We start from the raw sequence: 17,237 nt of genomic DNA on the forward strand, positions 1-17,237 counted from the left end.
ATCACGCGCGGCGGCCGCACGAGAACAGCGTTTTCTTTTCGGAGCTACTGTAATGCGATCCCTCTCTGCCAGCCGCGTCGCGGCGCTCGTCGTCGCGGCGCTCCTCGGCGCGGCCCTCGCCGCGCCCGTCGCCGCGCCCGCGAAGGCCGACGATCTCGACGCGATTCGCGCCGCCAAGACCCTGCGCATCGGCACCGAGGGCACCTACGCGCCCTTCACGTTCCACGACGCGTCCGGGCAGCTCGTCGGCTTCGACGTCGAGATCGGCCGCAAGGTCGCCGAGCAGCTGGGCGTCACGCCGCAATTCCTCGAGGGCAAGTGGGACGGGCTGATCGCCGGGCTCGACGGCAAGCGCTACGACGTGGTCATCAACCAGGTCGGCATCACCAAGGAGCGGCAGGCGAAGTTCGACTTCTCCGAGCCCTACATCCGGGCACGGGCCGTGCTGATCACGCGGGCGGACCGGTCCGACATCAAGTCCTTCGCCGATCTCAAGGGCAAGAAGGCCGCCCAGAGCCTCTCCAGCAACTTCGCGCGCCTCGCCGAGCAGTCCGGCGCCGAGCTCGTCGGCACGGACGGCTTCGACCAGTCGGTCCAGCTCGTCCTCACCGGACGCGCCGACGCCACCGTCAACGACAGCCTGTCGTTCCTGGACTTCCACAAGCAGAAGCCGAACGCCCCGGTGAAGATCGCCGCCGAGCAGGCCGACGCGGACGCCTCCGGGATCATCATGCGCAAGAACAACCCGGCGCTGAAGGCCGCGATCGACAAGGCGCTGGAGGCGATCCGGGCCGACGGCAGCTACGCGGCGATCGCCCAGAAGTACTTCGGGGCCGACGTCTCCAAGTGATCCGTCCGCGGCGCTCCCGCCCGGGCGCCGGTCCCGCACAGCCCTTCGCTTCGATCGCCCGGTAGGAGACGCCGCCCCGTGCCGCACTGGCTCGACCTCATGCTCCAGTCGCTGGGGCCGCTGCTCGCGGCCGGCCTGCGCTTCACCGTGCCGCTGACGCTCATCGCCTTCGCGCTCGGCCTCGGCCTGGGGCTCGGGACCGCCCTCGTGCGCCTGTTCGCGCCCCGGCCGCTCGCGGGGCTGGCGTGGCTCTACGTGTGGATCTTCCGGGGCACGCCGCTCCTCGTGCAGCTGTTCGTGATCTTCTACGGCCTGCCGAGCGCCGGCATCCTGATCGACGCCTTCCCGGCCGCCGTGATCGGGTTCACCCTCAACGTCGGCGCCTACACGTCCGAGATCGTCCGCGCCGCCATCGCCTCCATCCCGAAGGGGCAGTGGGAGGCGGCCTACGCCACCGGCATGACCCCGGTCCAGGCCCTCCGCCGCACGATCCTGCCCCAGGCGGCGCGGGTGGCGGTGCCGTCGCTGGCCAACTCCTTCATCGCCCTGGTGAAGGACACCTCGCTCGCGGCCGCCATCACGGTGCCGGAGCTGTTCCAGGCGGCGCAGCGCATCGTCGCGGTCACCTACGAGCCGCTGATCCTCTACATCGAGGTGGCGCTGATCTACCTCGTCCTGTCGACGCTGCTGTCCTGGCTCCAGACGCTGCTGGAGCGGCGCCTCGGGCGCTACGGCGGCTACCTGGAGGCCCGCGCGTGATCGCCCTGTCGGCCATCGAGAAGCGCTTCGGCGACAACCCGGTCCTGCGGGGCGTCGACCTCGCGGTGCCGGAGGGGCGGGTCACGGCGCTGATCGGCCCGTCGGGCTCGGGCAAGTCGACCCTCCTGCGCTGCGCGAACCTGCTGGAGGTCCCGCAGGCCGGGACGCTGACCCTCGGCGAGATCCGCCTCACCTTCCGGCCGGGCAGCCCGCCGGCGCGGCGGGACGTGCTCGCCGTGCGCCGGCAGACCGGCATGGTGTTCCAGAACTTCCAGCTCTTCCCCCACCGGACGGTGATGGAGAACGTCACCGAGGGGCTCGTCACCGTCGGCAGGTGGCCGCAGGCCCGGGCCCGGGCGCGCGCCCTGGAGCTGCTGGAGCGCGTCGGCCTCGCCCACAAGGCCGCGGACTGGCCCGCCAGCCTGTCGGGCGGCCAGCAGCAGCGGGTGGCGATCGCCCGGGCGCTGGCCCCCTCCCCGCGCCTGCTGCTCTGCGACGAGCCGACCTCGGCCCTCGACCCGGAACTCGCCGCCGAGGTGGTGGACGTGCTCGCCGGCCTCGCGGGTGCGGGCACGACCATGCTGATGGCGACCCACGACCTGCGCCTCGCGCGGCGCGTCGCCGACACGGTGGTGTTCCTGGAAGGGGGGCAGATCGTCGAGCAGGGCGCGGCCGCCGACGTCTTCGCCCGGCCGGCCGACCCGCGCACCCGCCGGTTCGTCCGGACGCTGCTCGGCGAGGCGGCCGAAGGGGCGTGAGAAGAGGCCTGAGAAGGGGCCTACGGAACTGGCCGGGACGCGGGATTCAGCGCGACAGGCAGCGCAGCGTGAGGAGATCCTCGAGGGTGAGCGCGGTCCCGAAGACCAGGGGCCGCCAAGCCGGCAGGGTGGCGAGGATCAGGCCGGCCGCCAGGGCGAGCCAGGGCAGGACCGGGCGCAGGCCGGGACCGGCGGCCCTCACGCGGGATTCCGCGCCCGCGACGCCGCCTCGCCCTTGCCGACCACCACGAGGCCCAGGCCCGCGGCGAGCATCGCCCCGCCCCAGAGCAGGAAGCCGATATCCCAGTAGAGCCACTGCTCCGGCGGCGCCCGCTCGTTGACGTGGTGCACGCCGAGCATCTCGTGGTCGATCACGCCCTCGACGAGGTTGAACAGGCCCCAGCCGATCAGGAGCGACCCGGCGAGCAGCTTGCTGGACCAGTCGAGGTGCGTGCGGTGCGCCGCGCGCCAGAGGACGAACAGCCCGAGGACCACGAAGACGTAGGTCGCGCTGTGGAAGAGGCCGTCCCAGCGGGTGTTCAACTCGAGGTTCGGGATCGTGTCGATCGGGTACCAGCTGCTCAGCATGTGGTGCCATTGCAGGACCTGGTGCAGCACGATCCCGTCGAAGAAGCCGCCGAGGCCGAGCCCGAACAGGATGCCGGCGCTCAGCGGGAAGGCGCGCTCCCGGGTGTCGGCCGCCCTGCCGGGCGCCCCGTCAGCCGCTCTGTCAGCCGCTCCCATGCGCAACTCCGGCGTGGCGGATCCCGAGGCCGCGCGGGCGACGGCTCCCTGCGGGGAACCCGGCCGGGGCGCCGGCGGATCCGTCACGTCCCCCGCGGGGCCGCGTCCGGTCGCGACACCATCCGCAGGTAGACGGCGAGCCCCGCCACGAACACCGCGAGGCCGAGCCCGGTGGCGTAGGGCGCGAAATCCTTGCCGGCGACGGCGAGCGCCGCGCTGTGCCCCGCCAGGAGGTCGGTGCCGGCGAGCAGGACGCCCACGAAGCTCTCGCCGACGAGGAACCCGGAGGCGAGGAGGACGCCCCGGCGGCGGGCGGCGCCGACCGCCTTGTCGGCCTTCTGCGCGGCCTTCTCGTCGGCCTTCCCGTCGGCCTTCGCGCCGAACCGGGCGCGGAGCCGGCGCTCGGCGACCCAGCCGAGGATGCCGCCGACGGCGATCGTCACCTCCACCGAGAGCGGCAGGTACATGCCGATCCCGACCGTCAGGGCCGGGAAGGTGAGGTCGCGCCGCTTCAGCCAGGTCTCGGCCGCCACCAGCACCACCCCGACCCCGGCGCCGATCAGCACCATGGTCCAGGGCAATTCGCCGTGCGTGATGCCGCTGGCGATCTGGGTCATCAGGGCCGCCTGGGGCGCCGGCATGGCGCTCCCCGCATCCTGCCCGTCACGCGCGGGCGCGCCGACGAAGCCGTAGGCCTCGTAGAGCAGCGACAGGAGCGGGGCGATCACCACGGCGCCGACCCCGACGCCGAGGATGAGCGCGACCTGCTGGTGCCAGGGCGTGGCGCCGAGGACCTGCCCGGTCTTCAGGTCCTGCAGGTTGTCGTTGGCGATCGACGAGGTGGTGATGATCACCGACGTCAGCAGCAGCGCCATGCCGGTGACGAACCGGTCCCCCTCGGGTCCGGCGGAATGCCCCAGGATCAGGGGCAGGAGCAGCGCGGTCGCCATCGTGGTCAGGATGCCGATCCCCGAGATCGGGCTCGACGAGGAACCGAGCAGGCCCGCGAGGTACCCGCAGGCCGCCGCCATCAGGAAGCCGAACAGGACGGTGAACAGGGTGGCGGCCACCGCCAGCACGATCGTCAGGCCGCCGAGGTCGCCGGCCCCGGCGAAGGCCCAGAACAGGAGCGCGAGCGGCACGCACAGGCCCAGGGTCGCGGCGGCCACCCAGGTGATCGGCAGGTCGCGCTCCGCCCGGGGGTGGTCCTTGCCGAGACCGCCGCTCCCGGCCAGGGCGGCGCGGATGCTCCCGAGGATCGGGCGCGCCAGCGAGCCCACGGTCCAGAGCCCGCCCACCGCGATGATGCCGGCGCCCATGAGGCGCACCTGACCGGACCAGACCGCCTCGGCGGCCGCGCCCGCCGACTCGGCGGGATCGGGCGACAGGGCGGTGAGGATCGGGACCGCGATCCCCCAGGCGATCAGCACGCCGGTCAGCAGCGCGAGGCAGGCGCCGATGCCCACGAGGTAGCCGACGCCGACCAGCGCCAGCGAGAAGCCGGTCCCGGTGCGGAATACCGCGCCGCCGAGGCTGACCGCGCCGCTGAGACCCTCGCCCAGGATCTTGAGCCCCGTGGTGGCGAGCCCGATCGTCCCGGCGGCCGCGGCGGCCCCGAGCAGGTCCCGCAGGCCGTGACCGCCCTGCTCCTCGTGGCCGGTCCTCAGCACCTCCGCGGCGGCGATACCCTCGGGATAGGGGAGATCGCTGCCCGACACGAGGGCGCGGCGGAGCGGGATCGAGAAGGCGACCCCGAGCAGGCCGCCGAGCAGGCAGACCGCCGTGGTCTGCCAGAACGGGAAGCCGTGCCAGTGGCCGACGAGGACGAGGCCGGGGAGCGCCAGGATGACGTTGCACAGGGTGCCGGCCGCCGAGGCCTGCGTCTGGACGATGTTGTTCTCGAGGATGCCGGCGCCGCCCATCAGCCGGAACGCGCCCATCGAGATCATCGCCGCCGGGATCGAGGACGAGAACGTCATCCCGGTCTTCAGGCCCATGTAGAGGTTGGCGGCCATGAACACGACCGTGATGGCCGCGCCGAGCGCGATTCCCCGGAGGGTCAGCTCGGCCTGACGGTCCTGCGTCTTCGGCGTGATCGTCGGGCTGGGGGCGTCCATCATCCACTCGGGCTGCCACAGGCACAGCACGCGAGGGGCCGGAAACGTTCCCGCGCCGCCCCCCCCGGCCGGGACGGCCTCGCCCGCACCCTGGGGCGATCTGTCCCGGCGCGGACCGCGCCCGTGATGCAGTCGCCCGGCGCGGCGGCGGGTTTGGCAGCAGACCGCCCCGTCCGGGTGCGGACCGCTCCTCCTCCGGAAGGCGCCGCCTTGTCCAAGTGGTACCTCTACGGCATCGCCCTCGTGGCCGGGGTCGCGAACGCCATCGAGCCCGGCCAGAACGCCACGCTGGCAAAGGTGACGGGGCAGCCGATGCTCGCGGGCCTGTTCTGCTTCGGCCTCGCGATCGCCTGCTTCCTCGCCGCGATGCTGGTCGCCCGGCTGCGCGGCCGGAGGCAGGCCGAAGCGGCGACGCCCGTCCCCTGGTGGGCGTGGCCGGGCGGCGTTCTCGGGGCCGCGGTCGTCCTGGCGCAGCTCTACATCGCCGAGAGCATCGGCGCGGCGCCGTTCCTGGGCTGCGTGATCACCGCGGGCGTGGTCGGCTCCATCATCCTCGACCATCACGGCCTCGTGGGCTTCGAGCGCCACCCCGCCAGGCGCTGGCGCATCCTCGGCGGCGCCCTGATGGTCGCGGGCGTCGCCCTCGTGGCGGTGTTCTGACGGGCCCGCCGCTCCGAACGCCTCGCACCCTTCAGGATCCCAGCATGCTCTTCCTCTACGGATTCGCGCTGCTCGCGGGCATCGCCACCGCGATCGAACCGGGCCAGAACGCTGGCCTCGCCAAGTCCCTCGCGCGGCCGCTGCTCGCCGGCGTGGTCAGCCTCCTCATCAGCGTCGCGGCGATCTGCGTCGCCATGCTGGTGACGGGGCAGTACGGGCTGCCGGCGACGGACCGCCTCGCGCAGGTGCCCTGGTGGGCGTGGCTCGGCGGCCTGATGAGCGCGGGCCTGACGATGGCGCAGCTCTCCGTGTCCAAGCGGATCGGGGCCGCCACCTTCCTGGGGCTGATCGTGACCGCGGGCGTCGTCACCTCGATCCTGCTCGACCATTTCGGCCTCGTGGGCTTCAAGGTCCACGAGGCCGGCCTGTGGCGCGTCCTGGGCGGCGCCCTGATGATCGGCGGCGTGGCGCTGGTCGCCCGGTTCTGACGCCCGTCCCGGCGGATCAGATCGTCCAGCCGCCGTCGATCAGGACGGCCTGACCGGTCGTGTAGGTCGCGCCCGCGAGGTAGACGGCGAGGTCGGCGATCTCCTCGGGCGTGCCGAGCCGGCCGATCGGCTGGCGCGCGACGAAGGCCGCGCGGGTCTGCTCGTAGTCGCCCTGCGCCCGGATCCGGTCCTGCAGCGACGGGCTCTCGACGGTGCCCGGGCAGATCGCGTTGCAGCGGATGTTGTGGCCGACATAGTCGGCGGCCACCGCCTTGGTCAGGCCGATCACCGCCGCCTTCGTCACCCCGTAGGCGAAGCGGTTGGGCACGCCCTTCACCGAGGAGGCGACCGAGGCCATGTTGACGATGGCGCCGTCGCGGCGCTCCAGCATTCCGGGCAGGACCGCCCGGATCGTGCGGATCATCGCCTTGACGTTGAGGTCGAGGGCGAAGTCGAGCTCGTCGTCGCGCATCTCCAGGATGGTGCCGGCGTGCACGGTGCCGGCGCAGTTGAACAGGATGTCGACCGCGCCGATGCGCGCGACCAGGGCGCCGACCGCGTCCGCGTCCAGCACGTCGAGGGTCGCGGTGCTGAGGTTGTCGGCGCGCAGCTCGGCGAGGGCGCCCGCGTTGATGTCGGTGGCGTGGACCCGCGCCCCGGCGCGGGCGAAGGCGAGCGCGCTGGCGCGCCCGATCCCCTGACCCGCCGCCGTGACCAGGACCGTCTTTCCGGAAAGATCTGCCATTGCTCGCTCCAGCAGGCTGCGCGGCGCCGTGACGGCATCCGGACCGGGCCGCGCCCGGCGGGGCCGCCGATCAGGTCCGGAGGGCCCGGCTGAGCGGCCCATCCTTGTAGGTTCTGACCGCGCCGGGCTCCAGGCCCGATCGCGTCGGATCTGCGGCCGCCGTTCGGGCGTTCTCCCGGCGTCACCGTACCAAGGAGGATCGCCGTGGGGCTCGCCGCCTTCGTCTTCTTCGTCGTCCCGTGGATGGCCGTCGCGGTCTGGATGTCCATGCGCCCGTCCGGCGCGCGCCTCGGCGCCCCGGCCGCCCCCTGGCGCCCGCTGACGGATTACCCGCCGCCGGCCCGGGACCAGCGCCAGGCCGGCGAGACCCGGAGCATGGAATTGGGCTCCGCCCACGACGGCAAGCACGCGCCGATCCAGGCCATCTAGAGCGCGCGCCGCCGGGCCGGGTGCCGGCTCGGCGCGGGAGGGCGCGTCGGGCCAGGGGCCCCCTGCCGGGTCAGGCCTCCGCCTGCAGCAGGTGGAGGTTGAAGTCCCCGTCCTCGGCGGTCCACAGGGCGCGGGGCTGCCAGCCGCTCTCGACCGCGAGCGCCCGAAAGGCGTCCGCGGGGTACTTGTGCGACGTGTCGGTCCGGACGCTCTCCCCGGCCGCGAACGCGACGGTCCGGTCGCCAAGCCGGTAGGTGGCGGGCCGCGTCGCGACGAGGTGGGCCTCCACCCGCAGCGGGTCCGGGCAGAGCCGGACGGCGTGCCGGAAATTGTCGCTGTCGAGATCGGCGCCGAGCTCCCGGTTCAGCCGCGTCAGGATGTTGCGGTGGAACGCGGCCATCAGGCCGTCGGCGCGCCCGTAGGCGCGCTGCAGGCGGTCCGGGTCGGCGGTGCCGTCCGCGCCGACGAGGAACAGGCTCGGCCCGAGCGTCGCGCGCGCGCGCTCCAGGAACAGCCGGGCCTCGCGCGGGTCGAAGTTGCCGATGCTCGTTCCCGGATAGAAGCCCAGGATGCCGCCCGGCCCCGCCGCGCGCGGCAGCCGGACCGGCGTCGAGTAATCCGCGCAGACCGGGATCATCGGGATGCCGGGGTAATCCGCGGCGAGCCGCCGGATCGCGGCCTCCAGGTACGCCCCCGAGATGTCGATCGCCACGTAGGCCGCCGGCTCGGGCAGCGCGTCGAGGAGCGTGCGGATCTTGCGGCTCGCGCCGCTGCCGAACTCGACGACGGTCACCCCCGGCGGCACCCGCCGCGCCACGTCGGCGGCGGCCTGCGGGAGGACGGTCATCTCCTGGGCGGTCGGGTAGTAGTCGGCGCTGTGGCAGATCCTGTCGAACAGGTCCGAGCCGGTCTCGTCCCAGAGATACTTGCCCGGCAGCGTCTTCGGCTCGGCGGTCAGGCCCGCGAGGGCGTCCCGGAGGAAGGTGTCGGCTGAGCTCTCGGTCACGGGATCGGTCAAGGGATCGGTCATGGCCGGGTCACCGGGCGCGTGGCGGTCAGGACGACGAGGGCGAGCCGCTCGACGACGTCGTAGGCGGCCGTCGCCAGTTCCTCCCCGTACGCGTCCGGGTCGAACTCGCGGTAGGTCCAATCCAGCCCGGACCGGCCGCAGAGGTCGGCCACGGCGTCGCGGAACGGGTCCTGGCCGTCGACGATGGCCGCGCCGGTGAACAGGACGAGGCTGCCGCCGGGCGCGAGCCGCCCCGCCGCCTGCTCGGCCACCGCGAGCGACAGCCCGGCCCCGAGAGGGCCGCCGCCGTGCCGGTAGGCCCGCTCCGCCGTGTCGATCATGAAGGGCGGGTTCGACACGACGAGGTCGAACCCGCCCTCGACGTCGCGCAGCATGTCGCTGCGGCGGACCTCGACCCCGTCGGTCCCCGCGAGCCGGGCGTTGACGCGCGCCGCCCGCATGGCCGCCGGGTTGATGTCGACGAGCACCACCTCCGCGCCCGGCGCCCGCTTGGCGACGCAGATCCCGGCCGCGCCCGAGCCGCAGCCGATATCGACCGCGCGGCGCACCGGCCGCGGCCGCGCCTCGAGATGCGCGATCACCGCCGCGGCGAAGCGCGCCGTGTCGGGCCCGAAGAACACCGCGTCGGCGGCGCTCGGAGGATACGCGGAATGGGCGAACAGCTCGCCGTCGAGGCTCGAGAAGCGCAGCGTCGGCCGCAGAAGCGGGCCGTCCTCGATCACGGCGCCGGCCGCCCGCATCAGGCGCAGGATCGGCTCCGGGACCAAGTCGGCGCGGAACGGCCGGCTCCAGCCGAACACGTCGCGCAGGCTGCGGGCCTCGGCGTTCCGCGGCCGGGCGTTGACGTGGCCGTGGGTGGCCGGGGTCACGGTGGTGAAGGCGTAGCCGGTCTCGCGCAGCGCGCGCGCCAGCGCCAGCACCGCCTCTTCGTCCTCGGGGAACGGAGCGGGCATCGGGGCGGCAATCGGAGCGGAACGCGTCATCGGTCGGCCCTCAGCTGTCCATCCGGCGCATCACGAAGGCGCCCGACGCGAGGTCGACGGCGACCTGCCGGGCGTCCCGGGTCGAACAGCACCGCGAAGCTCCGGAACGGTCCCGGCTGCGGGCGGGACCGCACGGTACCGAACGAGGACGGCGAGCAGGGCCGGGTCGATGCGGGCGTCGTCCAGGCCGGATGAAGTCCCGGAACCGCGCGGCGACGGGACGATGATCGTCATGCGTGGGAAGATGCATCTCAGCGTCGGTTCACACCACCGGTAGCGGGCGCGCGCACCCCCGCCCGACCGGCCGCGGTGTCGTCCCGACTTGAATGCCCGGAGAACCGGAGGCCGCAGGCATTGTTCCCCGTCGAACACGGCAAGATCGCGCATTGATCTATGTTAATCGCAGGTCTCAGCAATAAAGATCCCGATGAATACTTGAATGGCCGCGAGCGAATTCTGGACCGGCCCAGGGCCGAGGGATCGGGCCATGCGCGGCGCGCGGGGGCGCGGTGCGGCGGAGCGGCCACGCTCGCCGCACCGTGATCGTCGCCCGAGACGGCGTTAACCATCCGATTACCGTGCGATCCTAGCGCGATCGGCTGTAACGGCGCCCCCGCGCCGGCCGGTCGCGCACGATGAACGCCGCATCATTCCTGTATTCCTGGTCCGCCGCCGCCGCGACGCATCTCGATCTGTTCGGGTCCCTGGGCCTGATCCTGGGTTTTACTGCCGGCGTGATGCCGCGGCGGACCTGGATCCTCGCGGCCTCGGCGGCCTGTGCCGCCTGCTTCGGCGCGCATTACCTGACGCTCGGGGCGCTCACCGGGACGGCGATGTGCGCGATCTCGGTGCTGCAGAGCCTCGTCTCCCTCCGCTGCGTCGGCGCGCCCGGCCGGAGCGGCTGGGTCCCGCCCGTCTTCGCCGCGAGCACCCTGGCGGCGGCGTGCCTGACGGTCGCCACGTGGAACGGGTGGCCGTCGGCCTGCGCGGCGACGGGCGCGCTGCTCGCCACCGGCGCGCGCCTCCAGGTGGCGCCGCAGACGATGCGCCAGCTCTTCCTCGGCGCCTCCCTGTGCTGGGCCGGGCACAATCTGCTGGTCGGCTCGGTCTTCGGACTGACCTGCGACGTGCTGACGATCCTCGGTCTCGCGATCGCGCTGCTGCGCGCCGCCCCGGTCCCGCCGCTGGAGCCGGTCGCGCCCGACTGCGCGCGGGCGTGACGCGCGCCGGGCCTGCGGCGATCGATCCGGGAAACCCGCCGCGGCCCCGCCGTTGCACAGGTGCGGGCGCGTGACGTCCCGCGGCCGAGGAAGAGAGCGGGATTTGCCCGACGCGACCTATCCGCCCCTCGACGTGCTCAAGCCGGTGGCCGAGGGCGTCTGGATCGTCGACAGCGGACCGCTTCGCGCCCTCGGCATTCCCCTGCCCGTCCGGATGACCGTCGTGCGGCTCGGGGACGGATCGCTCTGGCTGCACTCGCCGACGCGCTTCGACGCGGGTTTGCACCGCGCGATCGCGGCGCTCGGACCGATCCGCCACCTGGTCGCGCCCAACATCGCGCACTGGACCTACCTGAAAGCCTGGCAGGACCACTGTCCGGAGGCCCTGACCTGGGCGGCCCCGAACCTGCGCGAGCGTCGCCAGGTCCGCCGCGCCGGCCTGCGCGTCGACCGGGTGCTCGGGGATGCGGCGCCGCCCGACTGGGCGGGAGACCTGCGCCAGCTCGTCGTGCCGGGCGGGCTCGGCTTCCGCGAGGTCGCGTTCTTCCACGGCGCGAGCCGCACCCTGATCCTGACCGACCTCGTCCTCAACCTGGAGCCCGCCAAGATGCCGGCGCTCCTGCGCCCGTTCCTGCGCCTCGCCCGCATGACGCCGCCGCACGGCGAGCCGCCCCCCTACCTGCGCCTCGTGATCAGGCTCCGGCGGCGCGACGCCGCGCGGGCGGCCGCGGATCTCGTCGGCCTGGCACCGGAGCGGGTCGTGTTCGCGCACGGCCTGTGGTTCGCCGCGGACGGTGCGGCGCGTCTGAGACGCTCCCTCCGCTGGCTCGGGACGCCGCCCTGAGACGGCCGGCCTCGCGGTCAGGCCGCCGCGATCAGCTGCCGCAGGATCCAGGCCCGGGCCGCCGGCAGGTCCGCGAACGGCGGCGGCGCGGCGGGCCCGATCGGGCCGAACCCGGCCTCCAGGAACCACTTCCCGGCATCCACGTCGTGCTGCGCCGAGAGACGGACCAGGACCGCGACCAGGAACCCGTCGGCGAAAACGAGCTGACTCTCGGCATCGTCGCTTCCGGTCGCGACCTGCACGGCCTGCAGGCTCAGGATCATGCGGCCATCGACTTCACGACGCGAGCGGGTTGAGGGACTGCGGCCGGGGACGCGCGTCGCTGCGGCGGCGACGGGCGCGGATCTCCGTGCCGGCACCCTGATCAATCGGCCCTTCGTCGCGAAGTTCCGGCCTCACGCCGGTCCGGAACACGGCCGGGACCGCCCGGTTGGCCAACCATGGACCGGTGGCCGCGCGGAGCAGGATCGCAGATGGATGACCGACAGATGGCCCGCGGGCTGGCCTGGTTCGGGATCGGGCTCGGCCTCGCCGAGACCTTCGCGCCCCGCCGCGTCGCCGCCGCGACCGGCCTCGAGGGCCACGAGGCCCTGGTCCAGCTCTACGGCCTGCGCGAGATCGCCTCGGGCGCGGCGATCCTGGCCGCCGACGAGCCGGAGCGCCACCTCGGCCTGCGGGTCTGCGGGGATCTCCTCGATGCCGGGCTGCTGGCGGCCCGTGCCACGCCGGCGAATCCGCGGCGCAACCGCACCCTGGCGGCGGCCCTGGCGGTGGCGCCCGTCGTCGTGCTGGACGCGGCCATCTGGCTGCGGGCGCGCGACCGACGCCGCCGGTCTCCGCGCGATCCCGGTCGGGAGCCCCAAGCGATCGCGCGATGACCGCTATCAGGGTGACGACGGGGAGCCGGCGGGAGCGGTGCGTTCAAGGCCGTCCGGGCGAGTCCTTCGCCGGATCGCCCGCCGGATCGCCCGCCGGATCGCCCGCAGCGTCCCCCACCGCGTTCCCCGCCACGCCCTCGGTGGGATCGGCCCCCTCGATCGTGCGGGCGAGCTCGGTCAGCACCTCCTCCACCATCGGTGGCCACGGGGCCCGCTCCTCGTCCATCAGGCGCGCGGCGCCGACCAGCGCGGAGATCTGCGCCTCGTAGACCGGCCGGCCCACCAGCTGCGCGTAGCGCACCCGCGCCGCGAGCGCCGTGGCGAGGCGCTGGACCTCCGCGATCTTCGCGCTCGGCGCGCCGCTGCCGTCGCCGTTGCCCATCCGTCCACCCCCTCGGGATCCTCACCGATCCTCATAGGCCATGGCCGGGATACAGTCAGGAGCGGCTACCAGGCTTCGAGGATGCGGCCGCCGACGAGCGCGACGACGACGCCGACCAGCAGCGCCATGCCGATGTCCCGGAGCGGCGCGGTGATCCATCCGGCCTCGGGAACCGGCGGCGACACGAAGCGCGTCAGGCTCTCGGGCAGGGCCGGGACCGGCGGCGCGGACCTGCGCCGGAGACCGTTGCGGAGGCGGTGCATGGTCGTGATCCCCGGGCGGCCTCAGGCGGTCTCGACCTGACGGGCCGCGGTCGCCTGGGCCTTCCGCGCGGACGTCTTCGGGCGGACGAAATCGCCGAGCGGCTTGCAGCTCGGCAGGCCGATCACCTCGCCCGGCCGCGGCGCGGGCTGCGGCAGCGCAGGGTGCGGGACCGGGGCCTCCGTCCCGTCCGCCGCCTCGGCCTGCCCAGCCCCGGCGTCGGGCAGCTCGACGCGATGACCGATCAGGTAGGCCTCGATGTCGATGAGGCGATGGCGCAGCCGCCAGATGTCGTTCTCGACGCCGTTGATCTGCACCAGGAGGTCGGAGACGGTGCCCTGCCGCGCCGCGATGGCCGAGAGCACGGTGGTCCGCTCGTTCAGCAGCACGGCCTTGACGGTCGGGTTCATGACGTACGCCTCCGAATCTTACACCACCACGATCCGCTGATTCAGATGCGAAGACAGTTCTCAAAATGGCTTAGCCGTTACGCCTGAAGGTGAACCGCCGCATTCGAGCGCCGAATGACTCGCGCCAGGGCGGCGATCGCGCGCGCGGACGGGCCGTGCGGGAACTTCTCGCGCGCGCGTGCGTCAGTTTCGCACAGTCCGACGCACGCAGTGCTGGGAGCTTCACATGCGCAGATCCGCGACGCTCGCCATGGCCGCCGCCCTGACCCTGGCCGCCGTCACCGCCTGGGCCGATCCCGTGAGCCAGACGGGAACCGGCGGCGGCCCCGCCACCACCGCCAAGGCACCCCACACCGCCGCGACCGGCCAGACCGTGCCGAATCCCGGCGCGCTCGGCCCGAACGAGACCGGGAGCATCGAGCGCCGCGACGCCGTCGAGGAGCGCAACGACGCCATCACCCGCGGCATCTGCATCGGATGCAGCCGCTGAGGGCGAGTCAGCCGGCGGGGGCGGCAGGGCCGCGCCCTGATCCCGGTATGATCACGGTTCATGGCCGGGGCGCCCGGGCCGCGGCCGGGGCTTGAAGCCGCGACCGCCCCGGCCCAAATCAGCGCGCCTCACCAACCATGAACAGGAGCGACCACGTGGCAAACGAGTCTGTCGAACAGGCGGCAGAGAAGACCTATTTCGGCCTGACCCTCTCGCAGCACGCGGACCGGATCCGGAAGCTCGCGACGGAACGCGGCCTCACCGGAGAGACGTTCGACCGCGTGACCGCGCAGGCCGTGGCGATGATCCCGACCATCAAGGTGACCGACGCGCAGCGGTAATCCCGCGGTGACCCGGGCCGGGCCGATCACTGCTCGGCCCGCAGCCCCTTGATCATGCGCCGGGCGATGGTGCGCACGGCCTCGTCGTCCCGCGCCTCGCCCTCGACCGTATCCCACAGATGGCCGAGGCTGCCCTCGAGTTCGTCCAGCAAGTCCGGGTGCCGCCGCGCCAGGAACCGCATCGTCCCGAACAGGAGATGCTCGGTCGCCATCTCGCGCCGACGCGCCTCGGTGACGGGATCCGGGCGCGTGGCCGGGTGCGGCTTGGATGTCTGATCGCTCATGGTCCGCCAACGGCCCGCGCGGGCCGCGGTTCGCCCGGTCGTGCGCGGTGCGACGCCGCGGAAAGCCCCGAGCCTCCACGACTTGCGAGACGACCCGCGTGACCGGGAACAGCGCCGGCCCGGCCCGGTCTGCCGGTCAGGACGGAGCGTCCGGAGAGGGCGGGCGATGGCCGAGGCGGATCCGCGCGAACCCGGGGACGAGGCCCCGCCCGGCACGCCGGGCACCGGCGAGAACCTGTGCCGGGCCTGCGGCGGCACCGGCAAAGTCGCCGACGCGCAGTGCTCCGAATGCGGCGGCACCGGCACGGTGACGACCGGCATCGGCCGAGCCTGACTTCCCACCACCCGCGCCGCGGCCCGTTCGGAGACGCCGGGGCGCGCTCAGCGCCGCAGCGCGCCGAACCACGCGGCGAGCGGCTCCACGAACGCCGCCCAGGTCCGCGACCACACCGTGCCGGTGCGCGCATCCGACGGGCGCGCGCCGGACATCAGGGCCGCCACCAGGGCATCCTCGCGGGACTTGCACTCGTCGAGGGCGTTGCGCTCGTCACCGGCCCGGCTCTGCCCGGTCGGCTGATGCCCCGTGGCGTCCCGCAGGCAGCGGTGCCAGGCGCGCTCCAGCTCGGCCGGATCGGCCGCTCCGGCGGCCGGCCCCGCAACCGTAGGTCCGGCGGCCAGGAGGAGCATCGCGGACAAGCTGAGCACCGGCATGCGCATGATCGCTCTATGCCCGATTCGCGCCCCGGGCGGATAGAACGTAGCAGCAACACTGATCGCCGCTCGGCCCGGCGGCTCAGCCGGACCGGCCGTGCCTGACCACCCGGCAGCCGTGATCCATCAGGTACTCGGCGCTGGCCTCCGGATCCCGGTAGGCCAGCAGGATCATCCCACCCCGCGGATCCCCGGGATCGGCCTCCACCGCCGCGAAGCTCGCGTCATGCAGGTGGCCTTGCCAGCCGGGCACGCGGGCCAGCGCGGCGAACGGGTTGAACGCCGCGACCGCGTCGGCCGGGACCCGCATGGCGACGTAGGGCACCTCCTCCAGCGGCACCGGGAACGGGGCCCAGCTCTCGCCGACGGCGTCGCCGTGGGCCTTCAGGGCCGCCATGACGCCCCGGCGCATGCAGTCGAGGTGGATGTGCAGCTGATCCTGGCTGCGGCCGCCGACGGAATTCACCTCCAGGCCCACCGCCGAGACGGGCAGGCGGCCCTGGAGCGCGTCCGACACGTAGTGCCGGGCCGCGAGCGCCGCCCGCCAGTAGGCCGCTCCGCGCGGCCCCTGGAGAACCGGGGCCTCGATGCCCGAGACGCTGTCGGTGGGCATCACCACCGTGTGGGTGGGCTGGCCCGGCGCGCGCAGCACCGCCGTTCCCGGGCGCGCCGCGTCGCCGAGATCGACCGCGAGGCAGGGAAAGCTCCGGCCCGCGGCCTTCTTGGCGAGCACGCAGCCCTGCAGCGCCACCCAGAGCACGTCCCGCACCGGGTTGGCCGCGATGGCGGCCGGAATCGCCGAGAAGGCGAGTAGAGTCGCGACGGCCAGAGTACCACGCATGATCAGATGTTCCGGTCCCCCGCCGCCGTTATGATACGGGCGGCGGCGCGCCCACCTTGTACGCGGCCGCCGTCGCCGTGAGGTTACGTTTCCGCGATGCTGATATCGAACGCGCAGTGGCACGGCCTGATACGGGTCGCGGCCTGGACCCTGGTGGCTCTGATCGTCGCGGTCACGCTGGTGCCGATCGGCCTGCGTCCGGTGGTCACGACCAATCCCAGCTACGAGCGCGTCGCGGCCTACGCCCTGGCCGGCCTGCTCATGACGGTGGCCTACCCGCGGCACTGGCCCTGGATCCTGGCGGGCCTCGTCGTCCTGGCCGGCGGCCTGGAGGCGGGCCAGACCCTGACCGGGACCCGGCACGGAAAAGTCGACGACTTCCTCGTCAAGGCCGCCGCCGGCCTCGTCGGCGCCCTGGCGGGCCGCCCGCTCGCGCTCCTGGCCGACCGCTCCCGCGCCGGCGGCACCGCGACCGGCACCCGCCTGGCCGGCCGCGATCTCGGCGACCGCACCTGCGGATAGCGTCCGACGGGGCCGGGCCGCCGCGCGCTTCGCGGCGATCCGGGGCAGGGACGCGGCGCCGGCCGTCACCGTGCATGTCGCCCGCGCATGGCCGCGGCGCCGGCCCGGTGCCGGGCGACGGGCGTCCGGCGGAAACCGCCGAGCTTGGCCCGCGTTGGCGAGAGGGGCTCTGACGCGAGGTGCTGCATGTTCGGCGCGGCCAAGCTCACGGGACGGTTCTGGTTCCGCAAGACGTGGACGGGCAAGCTGGTCCTGCTCGTCGAGGAAGAGAGGCCGCGGTGGTTCGGCCGCTCCGGCCTCACCAAGCTCCGCTGGCGCGACGCCCGCCTCCTCGACCTGGCCGAGGCGCCGATGCGCACCCTGATGACGCTGGAGCGCAGCTACCGGGCCGACTACGCGGCCGGGCCCGTGCGGGTGCTGCAGGCCGTCGTCCCGCCCGGGACGCGCGGCGCGATGACCACGCCGATCGGGACCGCGGCCAACGCCTGAG

General features: G+C 73.7%; 27 protein-coding genes. 14 read left to right on the forward strand and 13 right to left on the reverse strand.

Annotated features, from left to right (window positions below; all coding sequences use genetic code 11):
- The first annotated feature begins 52 nt into the window (after positions 1-52).
- The 3 genes from ACLBXO_RS07220 (at position 53) to ACLBXO_RS07230 (ending at position 2,367) form a co-directional block, all read left to right on the forward strand.
- Positions 53-850 carry an amino acid ABC transporter substrate-binding protein gene (locus tag ACLBXO_RS07220; protein WP_331316631.1) on the forward strand — a complete coding sequence of 266 codons (798 nt, stop codon included), beginning with the start codon at positions 53-55 and terminating at the stop codon, positions 848-850.
- A gap of 78 nt (positions 851-928) precedes the next feature.
- The gene (locus tag ACLBXO_RS07225; protein WP_331316633.1) at positions 929-1,609 is read left to right on the forward strand and encodes an amino acid ABC transporter permease; all 681 of its coding nucleotides are present in this window, start codon (positions 929-931) and stop codon (positions 1,607-1,609) included.
- Entirely contained in the window at positions 1,606-2,367 is a 762-nt protein-coding gene (locus ACLBXO_RS07230; RefSeq protein ID WP_447684951.1) for an amino acid ABC transporter ATP-binding protein, read from the forward strand. The genes ACLBXO_RS07225 and ACLBXO_RS07230 overlap by 4 nt, the downstream gene beginning before the upstream one ends.
- Before the next feature lie 46 nt (positions 2,368-2,413).
- Here the strand turns inward: ACLBXO_RS07230 and ACLBXO_RS07235 are convergent, their stop codons facing one another.
- The 3 genes from ACLBXO_RS07235 to ACLBXO_RS07245 form a co-directional block, all read right to left on the reverse strand.
- A complete protein-coding gene (locus ACLBXO_RS07235; protein ID WP_331316636.1) occupies positions 2,414-2,569 on the reverse strand; it encodes a hypothetical protein in 156 nt (51 codons plus the stop codon).
- Entirely contained in the window at positions 2,566-3,111 is a 546-nt protein-coding gene (locus tag ACLBXO_RS07240; RefSeq protein ID WP_331316638.1) for a DUF2243 domain-containing protein, read from the reverse strand. Before ACLBXO_RS07240 ends, ACLBXO_RS07235 begins: the two co-directional genes overlap by 4 nt.
- 83 nt (positions 3,112-3,194) lie before the next feature.
- Positions 3,195-5,228, reverse strand: coding sequence for an OPT family oligopeptide transporter (locus ACLBXO_RS07245; protein WP_447684952.1), 2,034 nt, complete (start codon positions 5,226-5,228; stop codon positions 3,195-3,197).
- 210 nt (positions 5,229-5,438) lie between these two features.
- Here ACLBXO_RS07245 and ACLBXO_RS07250 point away from each other — a divergent pair, with 210 nt between their 5' ends.
- A complete protein-coding gene (locus tag ACLBXO_RS07250; RefSeq protein ID WP_447684953.1) occupies positions 5,439-5,888 on the forward strand; it encodes a DMT family transporter in 450 nt (149 codons plus the stop codon).
- Positions 5,889-5,932: 44 nt separating this feature from the next.
- Positions 5,933-6,376: a DMT family transporter gene (locus tag ACLBXO_RS07255; RefSeq protein ID WP_447684954.1), complete on the forward strand. Its 444-nt coding sequence runs from the start codon at positions 5,933-5,935 to the stop codon at positions 6,374-6,376.
- A 16-nt stretch (positions 6,377-6,392) separates the two neighbouring features.
- Here ACLBXO_RS07255 and ACLBXO_RS07260 read toward each other — a convergent pair whose 3' ends face one another.
- The gene (locus ACLBXO_RS07260) at positions 6,393-7,121 is read right to left on the reverse strand and encodes an SDR family oxidoreductase (RefSeq protein ID WP_447684955.1); all 729 of its coding nucleotides are present in this window, start codon (positions 7,119-7,121) and stop codon (positions 6,393-6,395) included.
- Positions 7,122-7,325: 204 nt separating this feature from the next.
- Between ACLBXO_RS07260 and ACLBXO_RS07265 the strand changes: the two genes are divergently transcribed.
- Positions 7,326-7,550 carry a hypothetical protein gene (locus ACLBXO_RS07265; protein WP_447684956.1) on the forward strand — a complete coding sequence of 75 codons (225 nt, stop codon included), beginning with the start codon at positions 7,326-7,328 and terminating at the stop codon, positions 7,548-7,550.
- A gap of 70 nt (positions 7,551-7,620) precedes the next feature.
- Here the strand turns inward: ACLBXO_RS07265 and egtD are convergent, their stop codons facing one another.
- Positions 7,621-8,580: an L-histidine N(alpha)-methyltransferase gene (gene egtD, locus ACLBXO_RS07270; protein ID WP_447684957.1), complete on the reverse strand. Its 960-nt coding sequence runs from the start codon at positions 8,578-8,580 to the stop codon at positions 7,621-7,623.
- On the reverse strand, positions 8,577-9,563 hold the full coding sequence (locus tag ACLBXO_RS07275; RefSeq protein WP_447684958.1) for a methyltransferase: 987 nt from the start codon (positions 9,561-9,563) through the stop codon (positions 8,577-8,579). The genes egtD and ACLBXO_RS07275 overlap by 4 nt, the downstream gene beginning before the upstream one ends.
- Positions 9,564-10,198: 635 nt before the next feature.
- On the opposite strand from ACLBXO_RS07275, the gene ACLBXO_RS07280 reads away from it, so the two are divergent.
- Together ACLBXO_RS07280 and ACLBXO_RS07285 are read left to right on the forward strand one after the other, a co-directional pair.
- Positions 10,199-10,783, forward strand: a complete 585-nt coding sequence (locus ACLBXO_RS07280; RefSeq protein ID WP_447684959.1) for a YgjV family protein — start codon at positions 10,199-10,201, stop codon at positions 10,781-10,783.
- 103 nt (positions 10,784-10,886) lie between these two features.
- Complete coding sequence (locus tag ACLBXO_RS07285; protein ID WP_447684960.1) at positions 10,887-11,627, forward strand: DUF4336 domain-containing protein; 741 nt, start codon at positions 10,887-10,889, stop codon at positions 11,625-11,627.
- A gap of 17 nt (positions 11,628-11,644) precedes the next feature.
- Here ACLBXO_RS07285 and ACLBXO_RS07290 read toward each other — a convergent pair whose 3' ends face one another.
- Positions 11,645-11,890 carry a hypothetical protein gene (locus tag ACLBXO_RS07290; RefSeq protein ID WP_331316653.1) on the reverse strand — a complete coding sequence of 82 codons (246 nt, stop codon included), beginning with the start codon at positions 11,888-11,890 and terminating at the stop codon, positions 11,645-11,647.
- 210 nt (positions 11,891-12,100) lie between these two features.
- On the opposite strand from ACLBXO_RS07290, the gene ACLBXO_RS07295 reads away from it, so the two are divergent.
- On the forward strand, positions 12,101-12,505 hold the full coding sequence (locus ACLBXO_RS07295) for a hypothetical protein (protein ID WP_447684961.1): 405 nt from the start codon (positions 12,101-12,103) through the stop codon (positions 12,503-12,505).
- A 43-nt stretch (positions 12,506-12,548) separates the two neighbouring features.
- On the opposite strand, the gene ACLBXO_RS07300 is transcribed toward ACLBXO_RS07295, so the two are convergent.
- The 3 genes from ACLBXO_RS07300 to ACLBXO_RS07310 all read right to left on the reverse strand — a co-directional run bounded on the left by ACLBXO_RS07300 (position 12,549) and on the right by ACLBXO_RS07310 (position 13,558).
- Positions 12,549-12,887 carry a hypothetical protein gene (locus tag ACLBXO_RS07300; protein ID WP_447684962.1) on the reverse strand — a complete coding sequence of 113 codons (339 nt, stop codon included), beginning with the start codon at positions 12,885-12,887 and terminating at the stop codon, positions 12,549-12,551.
- 65 nt (positions 12,888-12,952) lie between these two features.
- Positions 12,953-13,150: a hypothetical protein gene (locus tag ACLBXO_RS07305; RefSeq protein WP_331316658.1), complete on the reverse strand. Its 198-nt coding sequence runs from the start codon at positions 13,148-13,150 to the stop codon at positions 12,953-12,955.
- Between the two features lie 21 nt (positions 13,151-13,171).
- The gene (locus tag ACLBXO_RS07310; RefSeq protein ID WP_447684963.1) at positions 13,172-13,558 is read right to left on the reverse strand and encodes a hypothetical protein; all 387 of its coding nucleotides are present in this window, start codon (positions 13,556-13,558) and stop codon (positions 13,172-13,174) included.
- A gap of 226 nt (positions 13,559-13,784) precedes the next feature.
- Here ACLBXO_RS07310 and ACLBXO_RS07315 point away from each other — a divergent pair, with 226 nt between their 5' ends.
- Both ACLBXO_RS07315 and ACLBXO_RS07320 read left to right on the forward strand, forming a co-directional pair.
- Positions 13,785-14,048: a hypothetical protein gene (locus ACLBXO_RS07315; RefSeq protein ID WP_447684964.1), complete on the forward strand. Its 264-nt coding sequence runs from the start codon at positions 13,785-13,787 to the stop codon at positions 14,046-14,048.
- A 155-nt stretch (positions 14,049-14,203) separates the two neighbouring features.
- Entirely contained in the window at positions 14,204-14,389 is a 186-nt protein-coding gene (locus tag ACLBXO_RS07320; protein ID WP_331316664.1) for a hypothetical protein, read from the forward strand.
- 26 nt (positions 14,390-14,415) lie between these two features.
- On the opposite strand, the gene ACLBXO_RS07325 is transcribed toward ACLBXO_RS07320, so the two are convergent.
- A complete protein-coding gene (locus tag ACLBXO_RS07325; protein WP_447684965.1) occupies positions 14,416-14,673 on the reverse strand; it encodes a hypothetical protein in 258 nt (85 codons plus the stop codon).
- Between the two features lie 166 nt (positions 14,674-14,839).
- On the opposite strand from ACLBXO_RS07325, the gene ACLBXO_RS07330 reads away from it, so the two are divergent.
- Complete coding sequence (locus ACLBXO_RS07330) at positions 14,840-15,007, forward strand: hypothetical protein (RefSeq protein WP_447684966.1); 168 nt, start codon at positions 14,840-14,842, stop codon at positions 15,005-15,007.
- Between the two features lie 47 nt (positions 15,008-15,054).
- Here ACLBXO_RS07330 and ACLBXO_RS07335 read toward each other — a convergent pair whose 3' ends face one another.
- Together ACLBXO_RS07335 and ACLBXO_RS07340 are read right to left on the reverse strand one after the other, a co-directional pair.
- On the reverse strand, positions 15,055-15,384 hold the full coding sequence (locus tag ACLBXO_RS07335) for a hypothetical protein (RefSeq protein ID WP_447684967.1): 330 nt from the start codon (positions 15,382-15,384) through the stop codon (positions 15,055-15,057).
- A gap of 82 nt (positions 15,385-15,466) precedes the next feature.
- Positions 15,467-16,225: a CDP-diacylglycerol diphosphatase gene (locus ACLBXO_RS07340; protein WP_447684968.1), complete on the reverse strand. Its 759-nt coding sequence runs from the start codon at positions 16,223-16,225 to the stop codon at positions 15,467-15,469.
- 96 nt (positions 16,226-16,321) lie between these two features.
- Between ACLBXO_RS07340 and ACLBXO_RS07345 the strand changes: the two genes are divergently transcribed.
- Together ACLBXO_RS07345 and ACLBXO_RS07350 are read left to right on the forward strand one after the other, a co-directional pair.
- Positions 16,322-16,747, forward strand: a complete 426-nt coding sequence (locus tag ACLBXO_RS07345; protein WP_447684969.1) for a hypothetical protein — start codon at positions 16,322-16,324, stop codon at positions 16,745-16,747.
- 186 nt (positions 16,748-16,933) lie between these two features.
- Complete coding sequence (locus tag ACLBXO_RS07350; RefSeq protein ID WP_447684970.1) at positions 16,934-17,236, forward strand: hypothetical protein; 303 nt, start codon at positions 16,934-16,936, stop codon at positions 17,234-17,236.
- The last annotated feature ends 1 nt before the right edge of the window (position 17,237 follow it).

Source organism: Methylobacterium sp. C33D (assembly GCF_053345825.1).